The sequence below is a fragment of the Erwinia sp. SLM-02 genome (genome assembly GCF_037450285.1).
GTDB lineage: Bacteria > Pseudomonadota > Gammaproteobacteria > Enterobacterales > Enterobacteriaceae > Erwinia.
Genome location: NZ_JAQISN010000001.1, coordinates 1,010,938 through 1,024,115, shown reverse-complemented (window position 1 = coordinate 1,024,115; position 13,178 = coordinate 1,010,938). Strand labels below are relative to the sequence as shown.

Here is a 13,178-nt window from a genome sequence, read left to right as displayed (position 1 = left end):
CCTGAGGTTCCGCTTAAATCAGAACTTATAGTTAACGCTGACGCCGAAGTTGACCGGTTCCCCTGCGCGGGCATACCAGTCGCCGTTCATATTGAATGCGCGGGTGACGTAGGTTTCGTTGGTGACGTTTTTCACGTAGGCCGTGATGTCGTACTCGTTGGTGGTGTAACCCGCGAACAGGTTAAGCAGGCCGTAAGCCGACTGTTTCTTGGTGTTGGCGTTATCGAAGTAGATGCTGCCGGTGACGTTATAGTCGGTGCGCACAAAGAAGCCGTTGGCGAAGTTGTAGTCCGCGCTGAAGCCGTAGTTATAGGCTGGCGCATTCGCCGGACGCTTATCTTTGTAGTTGGTGGACACGTAGGTGCCGGTGCCGTTATCAACTTCGGTCGGGAAGTCTTTAAATTTGGCATCGGTATAGCCCGCGTTGGTCGCCAGGCGCAGCGCGTCGGTCACCTGCCAGGTCAGGTCGGTTTCCACCCCACGGCTGACCGACTTACCGCTGTTGGCGGTGTAGGAGTCCGGGTAGAAGGTGACTTCGGTCTGCTGGTTTTTCATATCGATCCAGAACAGCGCGGTGTTCCAGCGAACGCTGTGATCAAACCAGTCGGATTTCAGGCCCACTTCATAGTTGGTGGTGTGTTCGGCGTCGTAGGAGCGGGCCATGTTCGGGCCGAGGGTGTTAAAGCCGCCGCTCTTATAGCCTTTGGAGATGCTGGCGTACAGCATCGCTTCCGGCGTGACGTACCAGTTCACCCCGGCCTTCGGCAGCCAGGCATCGAACGAACGATCGTTGTTATCTTCGCCATCGCCGGTCGGGTAGCCCATCATGCTGCCGGTTGAGGTGTAGTGCAGACGCTTTTTGTCGTAGTCGTAGCGCACGCCGGCCACCAGTTCGACGTTATCCAGCACGTAGTAGCCCGCATTACCAAACACCGCGTAGTTGTCGGTTTTGATCTGCGTGTTGCCCGACTGGAAGTAGTCGTAGGAGTTGTAGCGATAGGCGATGGTGTTGTTATCGTCCTGGTGCAGGAAGTAGGTGCCCAGCAGCCAGTTAAACGGCCCCTGATCGGTCGAGTTCAGGCGGAACTCCTGCGAGAAGTAGCGCGTTTCACGATCCATCAGCAGTTTGGCTTCGTCAACGTCGGTGAAGTCGAGGTCCTCGTTGTCGATTTTTTTATCGTGGTTGTAGGCGCTGATCGAGGTGAAATCGATGGTATCCCACGAGTAGACCGCCTTCATCTGCGCTTTCCACACGTCCACGTCGGCCTGGCCGGCGTAATCGGATTTCACATACTTACGGCCGCTTTTGATGTCGTTCCAGTTAACGAACGGCGAGTTGCCGTCGCGCTTGTTCTGCGACTCAAAGGTGGAGATCACGTCCCAGTTGCCGTCCATCGGCTGCCAGCGCAGCTTCACGCGGCCGTAGAAATCGCGGATGCGGTCAACGTCTTTCGCGCCGTCGGATTCACGCTTGAAGTAGCCGTCGCCGTAAACGTATTTCAGCGCGGTACGGTATGACCAGTCTTCACTGTCGCCGATTGCGCCGCCCGCCAGCGCGTCGGCCTGGGCGCGGTTGTAGCTGCCGTAGGAAACGCCGACTTTGTATTCCGGCACGGTGTCAGGATCTTTGGTGATGACGTTGAGCACGCCCGCTTCGGTGTTGCGCCCGTAGAGCGTGGCCTGCGGCCCGCGCAGCACCTCCACGCGATCAACATCCAGCAGCTCGGCGTCAAACAGCGCGCTGTATACGCCATCAACGAAGAAGCCTACGGCCTGCTCACCTTCCATGCCCGGGGTCAGGCCGCGAATGGTGAAGAATCCCGCATCGGACGTGTTGCCCGCTTTGGTCATGTAGAAGTTGGGTATGTAGGTCGAAACGTCATAGATATTGTCGATTTTGCGTCGCTCAATATCAAAATCCGTCAGCGTATTCATGCTGATTGGCGTTTGCTGCTCGCCTTTAGCCACTTTCTCCGCGGTGACGGTAATCGTAGGCAGTTCGCCCGGTTTAGTTTCGTTATCGGTTTTTTTGTCGGTTGGTGCCGCAGTTGCCATAAATGACGCGGCGCTTAATGCGACAAAGATAGTTTTGCGATGAAATCTCATCGTAATACTCCATGAGGTAAAGGCTTTTAACAAACCTGAATCTGCTCACGGTACATTCCAGTGTAAATTATAATATTTATAGCGCTGCCAACTGCCTTGCAATAATAAACCCATCATCATCAGGGTAATTTCAATCACGAAAAAATTTTCTATACATACCAGCCCACGGATCGCGATCGTTGCCGCGAACCGTTTTAAATTCTTATTTTTACGGACTGTGCCCACAGGCTCTGCAGGGGCTAATTTTACATTAAAATAACAAATTATTCTTATGTTATCTTTTCCAGGAATCTCTTAGTGCAGGCTGTAACAAAACTGTCGCAGTCTGGAAAAACGATCAAAAACCTGATGTTTAAGGGAGATTTCCTTACGGTCCCTTATGCGGTTTTTGTTATATCATTACCAAAATTGACAAAACAACGACAATAATCGTTAGCATTCTTTATACGTGATCCAGATCACACTTTGCAACTTAATCCTTAATTCATTTATTTTAGTGGCACTGTTTATAAGGGTAAAAATAAGAATTAAATACGAGGAAATAATTCAATAATTTAGCATCAGGATTTATTTACCGCATGAAGTGGTACGATGAGATATACCCCTTAATTAATTACCGCTATTAGACAGAATTACCTAATCATTAATACGGTCGCTTAACGGATTAATTCTTCCGCGCTGAATCGTATCGACCACAAAAATATCCCTGGCGAATTTCAGCCTGTAAGGATGCCGTAACAGGCCATATTGATGAGTATGCCAGGCCCGTGCTGCACTAAACTTTGTCAAATCGCGCCCGCACCTGGCGTTAAACGGGTCACCGTGCCCCTGCCCGAGATCCGCGCCGTGGATACCGCTGGTCAGGGCGGCGCGCCGGGCCGGAATTAGGCCCCGGGTATGATGCCTGAGGACGCCAAGAGGTGCCGGGCTGAAACGGCTATGCTGTGGAATGCAGCATTGCGCAGAGCAGCATATATTTTAACTTTTGCAACGGAGAATGTTATGAGTCAACTTTTCAGCCCCGTTCATATCGGCCAGCTGGCGCTGGACAACCGCATCGTGATTGCGCCGATGTGTCAGTATTCTGCCGATAACGGCCACGCCACCGCCTGGCACCGCATTCATCTTGGGCATTTAGCCCTTTCCGGTGCCGGATTGCTGATCGTCGAGGCCACCGCCGTTGAACCCGCAGGCCGCATCTCTCCCGCCGATTTAGGGCTGTGGGATGATTCAACCGAGGCGGCGCTGGCGGAGGTCGTGCGCGATATCCGCGCGTATTCGCCGATCCGCCTCGGCATCCAGCTGGGCCACGCCGGGCGTAAAGCCTCCTGCGCCGCGCCGTGGGATGGGGGACATCAGCTGGCTGAGGAACAGGGAGGATGGCAAACCGTGGCACCGTCGGCGGCCCGCTTTGCCGAAGGCGATGTACCTCCGCATGCGTTAAGCAAAGATGAGCTTACGGCGCTGAAGCAGGCGTTTGTCGACAGCGCCGAGCGGGCGGTCAGGCTGGGCTTCGAGCTGATTGAGATACATGCGGCGCACGGCTATCTGCTGCACCAGTTCCTCTCGCCGCTCAGCAACCAGCGCGAGGATGAGTACGGCGGATCGTTGGAGAATCGCCTGCGCTTTCCGCTGGAGGTGTTTCGCGCGGTGCGGGATGCCGTACCGGAATCCGTGGCGGTGGGCGCACGGCTGTCGGCCACCGACTGGGTGGCCGGCGGCTGGGATGTGGAGCAATCCATTGTGTTCAGCCGCGAACTGGAAACGCTGAGCTGTGACTATCTGCATATTTCCAGCGGCGGCCTCTCCACCGCGCAGGCGATCGTCGTGCGGGATGGCTATCAGCTGCCCTTCGCACGCGACATCCGTCAGCAGGTCGGCATTCCGGTGATTGGCGTGGGACTGATCACCGATCCGCATCAGGCCGAAGCCGCCCTGACCGATGGCGATGCCGATCTGGTGGCGCTGGCGCGCGGCATTCTTTATAACCCGCGCTGGCCGTGGCACGCCGCCGCCGCGCTCAGAGGCCAGGTCAGCGTGCCGCCACAGTATCTGCGTTCGGAGCCACACGGGGTTAAGGGGACTTTCAAAAAAGATTCGTGAGCAATCAAAGCAGATGTTTCGGCATCTGCTTTTTATCTTATGGCCGGGGAGAATATCAGCCCGGCGTTCAAGTTAATTGATCAGGTTATTGGCTTTTAAATACTGATTAAAGACCGGATCGATGCCAAACAGGCCATATTCTTTTAGCTTTTCCAGATCGAGAATTTCCAGTCTGGAGGACGGTACCTGCAGCATCGCATCCATCAGGTAGCCCGGCACGCGCATTTCACTCAGATAGGCTCTGATCGACTTTTCGGTATCCGCATAGAGCTGTTCTTCCCGATCGTAGTCCGCACCGGGCTTTTGTGAACTCAGGCTGTAAAAGGAGTGAATGCCGATTTCTCCCGCCGCAAAGCGGCCCACGCCGCCCGCCAGCAGCAGCACGCAGGAGGAATAGCAGTGCGCATTCATCGGCACCAGCACCTGAATTTTGTTTTTCCGCAGCAGTCGGCCGATGCGCATCGCCTCTTCCACATCGCCGCCGTTGGACTGGATCTGGATCATGCCGGTTCGCGTAGAGGGGTCTATTTTCGCCAGCTTTTCGATCCGGATCGCTATCCTATCCGCATCGCCCTTCACGATGTCACCTTCGTACACATCCATCAGGCACATACCGTAGCCCATTAGTGGGCAAAACGATCCCGGCTTCTGGAATTCCCAGTTACTCAGGGTTAAGGCAAAGGAATTGAATGAGAATAAAAACAACAACGAAGCAAAAAACTTGTACATTTTGGATTACGCCACTGAATTTGCAGGGATTTCCAACCCGCTTTGAGGCCGATAAGAGTAAAGGATTTTCACACTTCTCGCCAGTCGCCCTTCTCGCCGCGTTTCACTGTTGCATAAAGGACGGGACTATCAGCGTTAGCCGATCACCCCGTAAGCAGACGCTTAGTAAACACACGTTAATAATTGCGGGTGGTAATCTCATCGCCGTTTCTGTCAACGCAAAGCTTAAAAGACACCTTTCATCACGAGACAGGAAGATCCTGTGAGTGGCTTGAGTGTCTTATGGCAGCTAAGTGCCAAAGGCGGACGTTCAGCTGTTTATTTTTGACATAAAACCGCGCGCTCATGGGCGTTCGGGTTATTCCGTCCAAGTAAATATCATTAACTGAATGGAAACGGTTTTTCTAATTACTCATTGAATCTCAGGAGAAATCGGAATGTCAATCAAACGCACAGTAACAACCCGCGAAATCTATTTTAATGAGCCGCGCGGGCGAATTGGGATAGCCAAACATCTGAAAAGCAAAGCTCCGCGAGATGGCGAGGCAACTCGCGCATTAAGTAGATACTATTCGGCGGTTGAGTTAGGTTGCTGAACGTTCTCATTATTTCCGTTATTAAGCTGAATGTTTGGCTGCTGGAATAATGAACCTTGCAGATTTTTAAACGCTCCATCCACAATGTCGTTTCTAGATTTTTGTGGCAATGCCCAAGTACAAATGCCATAGACAATGACAGCGAAGGTTATGGTGGCGAAAATGCTGGCAAACCCATTCCAGTACCATCCTAACGAGCGGGAAACACGCCCACGTTTGCGTGCTTGGGTGATTTCAACCATACGATGAAAATTGAGGATAGCATCCTCTCCAGCCTTCCTTAGTTCGCTCTCACGTGATGCCTTCATTGTCTGTATTTCTGCTTTCAGCCGTTCTATTTCAACATCTTGTAAGTTAGCACCGGCTAACTGTGCATCGTACTCAAGCCTGATGTCAGCATCAATCTGGTCTGTTAAGTTTGTGACGATGGCTTCAGCTTTCTCTTTGTAAGACTCGATTCGGCCAGGCGTATTAACTGTCTGCTCATGAAAGATCTTCAGCTGGGTGTTAATATAGTCTTCTGTGCATTCACCGCTCCCACGCAACTTCTCTGCGTATTCATTTTTGTCGTGCTTATAGAGCGCGTAAGCCAAAAAGCCTGAGGTATCATCTTTTCCTGTAACTAATTGAGTAAAAACCCAGAGCTTTTCCATTTGGTTTTTTCCGCAATAAAAAAGCGCCAGAAAAGGCGCTTTAATCAACTAAAGTAAAATTATCCTTTGGCGACAATTGCCCTAAATGCGCGATCCATCATCACTCGCGCATTATCTCGTGATCTCTGCATTGGGGCAGAGCCAGAAGACATCGAAGCAGCAGGCTTAGCAGGGGCGCTATTTTGTGCTAATGCACTGCGAGCAATGTCAGCCTTGCGGCTGTCTGACAGCGGTCGAAGTTCATATTTAGCCATTAATCCTCCCCATATATCCAACGGTTATCCACAATCAAACACTGTTGATCATTCTGTGGATAGTTTACCACAGACACCGTTAAATACCATGTGCAGAATTGTCAAGCACTTAAAAAACAATAATCCCTATATGTAGGTGATTTTATTTCAATTACCCCTAAATGTAGTGAGTAGTAGACCTGCTCCCTGAGAGTTCACACAGAAGGGTGTTAGCAGTGTCCGCTCATCGCTCATAGCGGACACGGCCTCAGACTATTCACCATAGCGCTTTAAATGATGCTCCCAGTAAAATGACTAAGGCACGCCCCCTTAAATCTGATTGATTTATCTACTCGCCTCCCCGTTATGAGAGGATAATTCGCTGTCAGTCGGCCTGAAATTTGATGACCATTGCCTGTCCTTTTACCCGCACTTCGTCTTCGAGTATTTCACCAAGCCACACTCTTCACCGCCTCGCCAGGAAGCGTCCGTTCACTCACCTCCCTCACCCAAACCCCGGCATTAATTATCATTTGCATGATCAATTGTTATGTTATAACGTTTCATCATGTAAGTTTTTGTATGCCTTTATGGCTTTCCGCCAGGGATAAAATCAGGAGAGTGATGTGACCAAAAAAACCGGCCGTCCCACGTTATCCGTGATGATGGCATTAATGCTGCCGCTGTTTTCCATTATGCCGGCGAATGCCAAAATCAATGTGATCGCCAGCTTCTCAATTATTGGCGATATGGCACACAACATTGGTGAAGACCGGATTACGCTGCGCACGCTTGTTGGACCCAACGGCGATGCGCACGTCTATGAGCCATCCCCGGCTGACGCTATCGCGATGGCAAAAGCCGATGTGATCCTGATTAACGGCCTGAAGCTGGAAGGCTTTATGATCCGGCTGATCCGCTCCAGCGAGAGCACCGCGCCGGTCACTGAAACCACGAAGGATGCCGCTATCCTGCGCGATCCGGCAGGCGGGCACTACCACTTTAACAACGGCAAGGCAGTGTTTCATGCCGCCCCGTTCGATCCGCACGCCTGGCAGTCCGTCGCCAATGCGAAAGTCTACGTGAAGAATATTACCGAGGCGTTCTGCACGGCGGATAAGGATAACTGCACGTTTTATCAGCAGAACGCCGACCGTTACGCGGAAAAGCTGAACGCGCTGGACGGTAAAATCGCCGCCGCGATCCAGCGGGTGCCACCGGAAAGGCGCACGGTGGTGGTGGGGCATCATGCCTTCCGCTATTTCGAAGAGGCTTACGGCATCCATTTCCTCTCGCCGCAGGGCGTATCCACGGAGTCTGAAGCTTCGGCGGCGGACGTGGCCGGAATTTTGAAAGAGATCAAAACCCGCCACGCTTCCGCCATCTTCACTGAGAACATTTCGAATCCGCGGCTGGTGCAGCAGATCGCCAGCGAAGCCAGATTACCCGTTGCCGGAACGCTCTACTCCGATGCACTTTCCGCCGCCGACGGCCCCGCCGCCACCTATCTCGCCATGATGGAACACAACGCCACGACGCTGGCGGCGGCGGCCATCGGGCAACGGTAATTCCCGAATTCCACCGGGCACAGATTTTATAAATGGAGATAAGTATGAAAAAACGTATTTTATCGGCGGCGATTTCCGCGCTGCTGCTGGGTCTGGCCGCCGGTTCCGCGCAGGCCGAAGACGATGTCAACGCCTGGCGGCTGTTTGTGTCCGATCACGATAAGCCGGTCATCAACGTGATTGACGCGCTGGACGGCGATAAGCTGGCGACGCTCAACGTGAAAGGCCCGGCCAGCCTGTCCCGCACCGAAAGCGGCGCGGTGGTGTTTGCGATTCAGGGTAGCGCCAACGTAGTGTCGGCAATATCTTCCGGCATTGCCTTCCACGATCACGGCGACCATGCCGATATCGATATTGACGATGCGAAGCTGCTGAAGGTTGAACTGGACGCCAAAAAGCCCGGCCACTTTGTGGAACGCCAGGGCAAGGTGGCGCAGTGGTTTGACGGTGAAAGCAGCGCACAGCTGCTGACCGAGCACGCGGTGCTGGCCGGTAAAAATGACGCGACTAAAGTAAACGTGGTGGCCGCGCATCATGGTGTGGCGGTCCCGTACGATGGCTATGCGGTGGTTTCTGTCCCGAATCCTGACGATGCCAGCAAGCGCCCGGTCGGCGCGCGGGTGGTCGATCTGAAGGGGAATAAGGTTGGCGAAGATGCCGCCTGCCCGGGACTGCACGGCTCTGCCGGTTCGGGCAATATCTATGCGCTTTCCTGCGCGACCGGCCTGCTGCTGATTACGCAAAATGGCGATGTGCCGGTGATTAAGCATCTGCCCTACGCGAAATCACTGCCGGAGGGCAGCACCTCCACGCTGATTGGCGGCAAAGGCATGCAGTACTTTCTCGGCAACTACGGCCCGGATCGCCTGGTGCTGATTGACCCAACCGAGGCGGAGAGCTTCCGGCTGATCCAGCTACCGACCCGTCGCGTGCATTTTGCCGTCGATCCGGTGCGGCCAAAATTCGCCTGGGTGTTTACCGAAGACGGCAAGCTGAACCAGATTGACGTGCTGAAGGGGCAGATTACCCGGTCGGTAAAAGTGACCGAACCTTACTCGATGGACGGCCACTGGAACGATCCGCGCCCGCGTATTGCCGTGGCGGACAGCAAAATCTTCGTGACCGATCCGCTGAAGAGTAAAATCCACGTGCTGGACGCGGTAGCGCTTAAAGAAACCGGCGAGATTGCGGTGGAAGGTCAGCCGTTTAATATCGTGGCGGTGGGTGGATCGGGCAAAGTTCACGGCGGCGGGCAGGCTGATGATGAACACGGCCACAGCCACGAGCACGCTCATAGCCACGAACACGCGCATTAACAGGTAAAAGCACCGCCGCCGGGATACCGCCTGGCGGCGGTTAATGAATAAAGCAGCAATCAATGGCCTGAACCAGCGGTTAACTCGCTGAATAGTGGATTTTCAGCACATTCGACAGGCGCGGTCGCTGTGTTTCAGCAGCGGTTTAAGCTCTGCTGCGTAGCTGGGTGCAGAACGGGCAGCCGCATCCGGCAACCGGTACGGCGGCGCAGGTGGCAAAGGCGCTGGCCTGCCCTCGCACCCCGTGCGGGTTGTAAAAGTTGCCAACAAGCGCATTTTCAGCCGTTTTTAGCTGCTCCTGCGACGGAACGGAAATTTGAGTCTCTTTAGCCTGAAAGGCCAGAGTCTGGGCCGAGGCCATCGTCAGAGAGAGCGCAATAATTTTACTGATTTTCATCTGAACCTCTAATAAACATTCCGGGCGCTGTCGGGCTGGCTTAACGACTGCGAAGTTTGGGTGTAACGGTTTTAGCCTTAAACTCAAGCTTAACCTGATTGGTTATAAAATAACATAACACCCGCTTCATACTTCTCAGATTTCCTAACTTTGCCTTTTTTACAAATTGAGGGGGCGAAAGCGTTTCCCAGTCTGTATTTCCCCCCTCATGCTTACCCACTTACCCACTTACCCACTTACCCACTTACCCACTTACCCACTTACCCACTTATCCGCTTATCCGCTTATCCGCTTACACGCTTACACGCTTACACGCTTACACGCTTACACGCTTACACGCTTACACGCTTACACACGGGATTATCCAGGCAGCCCGCCGTCGGTCGTCAATACCGAATTCAGCGCCAGGTGCTGAATCAGCATGATGGTTTTCGCATCCTGAATTTCCCCACTGCGGATGGCGGCCAGCGCACGCTCGAAGGGCCACTCCAGCACCTCAATATCCTCACCCTCTTCAACCAGGCCGCCGCCGTCGTTGCTGCGATCCCGTTCGGCGTATTCGGCGATAAAGAAATACAGCTTTTCCGTCACCGACCCGGGACTCATATAGGCTTCAAATACCTTCTCCACGTTAGCCACTTTGTAGCCGGTTTCCTCCTCCGCCTCGGCCAGAATCCGCTCCTCGGGCGAGGCGTTATCCAGCAGCCCGGCGGCGGCCTCGATCAGAAAACCCGAATGGCCGTTGATATAAACCGGGAAGCGAAACTGTCGGGTGAGTACCACCGTATTACGCGCTTTGTTGTACAGCAGGATGACCGCACCGTTACCGCGATCGTAGGCTTCACGACTCTGTTCCTGCCACTGCCCGTCGCGGCGCTGCAGTTCAAAGGTGAATTTTTTCAGCGTGTACCAATTATCCGACAGCAGCTGTTCACGGATATTGCGGATTTTGAGCGGTTCAGTTTGCATGGTTTTTCCCGAATGAGATGACAGCAGGCACGCTAACATGCATAATCGTGCAATATCAAGAAAAAATAAGAAGGAAAATTCATGCTCTCTAGTCAGCGAAAACAGCTTATTCTGGACATCCTTGCTGATGAAAAGCAGGTCATTTCCCGCGAGCTGAGTGAACGATTTGCCATTTCTGAAGACTCTGTTCGCAGAGATTTAAGGGAGTTGGCCGCCGAAGGTAAACTTCAACGGGTCCACGGCGGAGCGCTGGCGGTATCTACGGCGATCGCGCCGTTTGAAACGCGCAAAAACGTGCAGACTCAGGCAAAAAAAGTTATTGCGCAGAAAGCGGCAGCGCTGATTGAGCCGGGAAATATTGTCATTGTTGACGGCGGCACCACCACCGGGGAGATGGTCCGGCTGATCCCGAAAACGCTGCCGTTTACGCTGGTCACCCACAGCCCAGGCATTGCGGTCAGCATGGTCGATCACCCGCTGGCCGAGGTGATTCTGATTGGCGGCCAGTTATACAAGCACTCGCTGGTGACGGTCGGCGCAGCGATGATCGAATCCATCCAGCGCATTCATGCCGACCTGTTCTTTATGGGCGTGACGGGCATTCATCCCACTGCCGGATTTACCACCGCGAACTATGAAGAGTCCTGCGTGAAGCGCGCCCTTGCCGGGCGTGCCGCTGAAACCGTGGTGATGGCCTCGCCGGAGAAGCTGAACTCCGCCTCGGCCTTCGTGATCGGTGGCCTTGAGATTGCCAGTACGCTGATTGTGGAAGAGCCGTTGAATGACGAGATGAGCCGGGTGCTGGCAAAGTTGCAGATTGCGGTGATTTAAGGCGGGGCCTGCTGCGCCATCAGTCGAACTGACCCACTGATGGCAAACGGTTTACCTGCGCAGGTCGGCGACAACGGATGATGTTCGCTCCAAAAAAGTGACCGGAGCGAACATCAGCGGCAAATCTGAAAGGATCAGTAAAGCTCCAGATGCAGCCGCCCCTGCTGTGCAAGCCGCTGCCACAGCGTTTCTTCCAGCTGGCCTTCTAAGCCGCATACCGCCGTCAGCGCATTTTCAACCGCGCGTTCCAGATGCTGCTTGTTGCCGCACAGATAGACGTGCGCGCCGCGCTGAATCATTGCGCGGATGTACTCAGCATGCTCCGCGATGGCATCCTGCACGTAGTATTTGCTGGCTCCGTCGCGCGAGAAGGCGGTGATCAGCTGGCCGATCGTGCCCTGCTGCCCAAGCTGCTCCAGCTCGCTCCGGTAGAGGAAATCCCCTTCCCGGCGCTTTTCACCAAAAATCAGGCAGGTTTCACGCGTCACCGCGCTGTCCATCGCCTGCTCGCGCAGCAGCCCGATCAGCGGCGCAATACCGGTTCCGGTGCCGATCAGCAGCAGCGGCGCGTCGGCTTCCTGCGGCAGCCAGAAGCCCGGATTGGCACGGCTGAACACCCGTACCGTGGCACTTTCCCCCAGCAGCCAGCCGGTGGCGACGCCTTTGCGCGCCCGGCCCCGACGCTCGTAGCACACTTCCCGCACGCAGAGGTCGACAATCGATTCATCCGGCCGCGAGGCGATAGAGTAAGCGCGCGGCAGGCAGGGGGTCAGAATGTCCAGCAGCGCGGGCAGCGTCACCGTTTGCGGCGTGCAGAAGTCTTCCAGCACGTCGAGCAGATCGGCACCGTAAAGCCAGGCCTCCAGCGCTTTTCGCTGGCTGATTTTCAGCATCGCCTTCAGCTCGTCGCTGCCGGAGAGTTTCGCCAGTTCGCGCAGTACGCCTTTGCCTAACTGCCGCAGCTCCCGGTCACGCAGGGCATCGGCGGCGTCCGGGTTGCCGAGCCAGCCGGCCAGCGCCGCCAGCAGGTCGGCATCGTTTTCCGGCTGAAGATACAGGGTATCCCCCGCACGATAGCGAATGCCGCTGCCGGCAATATTCAGACGGATATGCCACGCGTAGGGCGCGTCGGCGCTGAGTCGGCGGCGCTCCAGCACCGGGGCCACGAAGGCGTTATCTTCACCGTAGGCGGTGACCTGCAGGCAGAGGTCGTGTCCGGCCTGTTCATCGCCCTGCAGCACTTTTTCCAGCACCGGCAGCCACTGAGAGAAGAAACCGTCAAAGCCGGCATCGGCATCCACGCGGTTAATGACGCTGCGCGCCCCACGCTCGGACAGTGCCGCATCAAGCGTTTTGGTAAAGCCGCAAAAGTTGGGATAGGCGGTATCGCCCAGGCCAAAAATCGCGTAGCGCAGGCCGTCAGCCCCCGCATAGTGTTGCAGCTGGTCAATAAACTGCTCCGCGTTGGCCGGGGGCTCGCCATCGCCGAAGGAGCTGGAGACGATCAGCAGCAGATCGCCCGGGCGCGGCTCTGCCTGAAACAGGTGATTAAGCTCCAGAACCCGTGGAGCGAAAGGTTGCAGAACAGGCTGTTCGCCCAGGCGCAGCGCCAGCGCCCGGGCATTGCCCGATTCCGAACCGTAGCCAATAACGATACGTTCGATGAGATCGGCCATA

Annotated in this window: 11 protein-coding genes; 4 read left to right on the top strand and 7 right to left on the bottom strand. The window is 54.8% G+C overall.

Annotated elements, in window-relative coordinates; all coding sequences use genetic code 11:
• Positions 1 to 18: 18 nt before the first annotated feature.
• Positions 19 to 2,106, bottom strand: a complete 2,088-nt coding sequence (locus PGH32_RS04860) for a TonB-dependent receptor (protein WP_337893338.1) — start codon at positions 2,104 to 2,106, stop codon at positions 19 to 21.
• A 1,002-nt stretch (positions 2,107 to 3,108) separates the two neighbouring features.
• Between PGH32_RS04860 and PGH32_RS04855 the strand changes: the two genes are divergently transcribed.
• Positions 3,109 to 4,209 carry an NADH:flavin oxidoreductase/NADH oxidase gene (locus tag PGH32_RS04855; RefSeq protein ID WP_337893337.1) on the top strand — a complete coding sequence of 367 codons (1,101 nt, stop codon included), beginning with the start codon at positions 3,109 to 3,111 and terminating at the stop codon, positions 4,207 to 4,209.
• Between the two features lie 72 nt (positions 4,210 to 4,281).
• Here the strand turns inward: PGH32_RS04855 and PGH32_RS04850 are convergent, their stop codons facing one another.
• From PGH32_RS04850 to PGH32_RS04840, 3 genes are all read right to left on the bottom strand, one after another.
• Complete coding sequence (locus tag PGH32_RS04850; RefSeq protein ID WP_337893336.1) at positions 4,282 to 4,812, bottom strand: hypothetical protein; 531 nt, start codon at positions 4,810 to 4,812, stop codon at positions 4,282 to 4,284.
• Positions 4,813 to 5,506: 694 nt separating this feature from the next.
• The gene (locus PGH32_RS04845) at positions 5,507 to 6,187 is read right to left on the bottom strand and encodes a hypothetical protein (RefSeq protein ID WP_337893335.1); all 681 of its coding nucleotides are present in this window, start codon (positions 6,185 to 6,187) and stop codon (positions 5,507 to 5,509) included.
• A gap of 59 nt (positions 6,188 to 6,246) precedes the next feature.
• Positions 6,247 to 6,441 carry a hypothetical protein gene (locus PGH32_RS04840; RefSeq protein WP_162824573.1) on the bottom strand — a complete coding sequence of 65 codons (195 nt, stop codon included), beginning with the start codon at positions 6,439 to 6,441 and terminating at the stop codon, positions 6,247 to 6,249.
• A 653-nt stretch (positions 6,442 to 7,094) separates the two neighbouring features.
• Between PGH32_RS04840 and aztC the strand changes: the two genes are divergently transcribed.
• Positions 7,095 to 7,988 carry a zinc ABC transporter substrate-binding protein AztC gene (gene aztC, locus PGH32_RS04835; protein WP_443112766.1) on the top strand — a complete coding sequence of 298 codons (894 nt, stop codon included), beginning with the start codon at positions 7,095 to 7,097 and terminating at the stop codon, positions 7,986 to 7,988.
• A gap of 44 nt (positions 7,989 to 8,032) precedes the next feature.
• Positions 8,033 to 9,304 carry a zinc metallochaperone AztD gene (gene aztD / locus PGH32_RS04830; protein WP_337893334.1) on the top strand — a complete coding sequence of 424 codons (1,272 nt, stop codon included), beginning with the start codon at positions 8,033 to 8,035 and terminating at the stop codon, positions 9,302 to 9,304.
• Positions 9,305 to 9,449: 145 nt separating this feature from the next.
• Here the strand turns inward: aztD and PGH32_RS04825 are convergent, their stop codons facing one another.
• Positions 9,450 to 9,701, bottom strand: a complete 252-nt coding sequence (locus PGH32_RS04825) for a hypothetical protein (protein ID WP_337893333.1) — start codon at positions 9,699 to 9,701, stop codon at positions 9,450 to 9,452.
• A gap of 360 nt (positions 9,702 to 10,061) precedes the next feature.
• Positions 10,062 to 10,670 carry an NUDIX domain-containing protein gene (locus tag PGH32_RS04820; RefSeq protein WP_337893332.1) on the bottom strand — a complete coding sequence of 203 codons (609 nt, stop codon included), beginning with the start codon at positions 10,668 to 10,670 and terminating at the stop codon, positions 10,062 to 10,064.
• Between the two features lie 81 nt (positions 10,671 to 10,751).
• Between PGH32_RS04820 and PGH32_RS04815 the strand changes: the two genes are divergently transcribed.
• Positions 10,752 to 11,501: a DeoR/GlpR family DNA-binding transcription regulator gene (locus PGH32_RS04815; protein ID WP_337893331.1), complete on the top strand. Its 750-nt coding sequence runs from the start codon at positions 10,752 to 10,754 to the stop codon at positions 11,499 to 11,501.
• Positions 11,502 to 11,635: 134 nt separating this feature from the next.
• Here PGH32_RS04815 and PGH32_RS04810 read toward each other — a convergent pair whose 3' ends face one another.
• Entirely contained in the window at positions 11,636 to 13,177 is a 1,542-nt protein-coding gene (locus PGH32_RS04810; protein WP_337893330.1) for a sulfite reductase flavoprotein subunit alpha, read from the bottom strand.
• Between the last annotated feature and the right edge of the window lies 1 nt (position 13,178).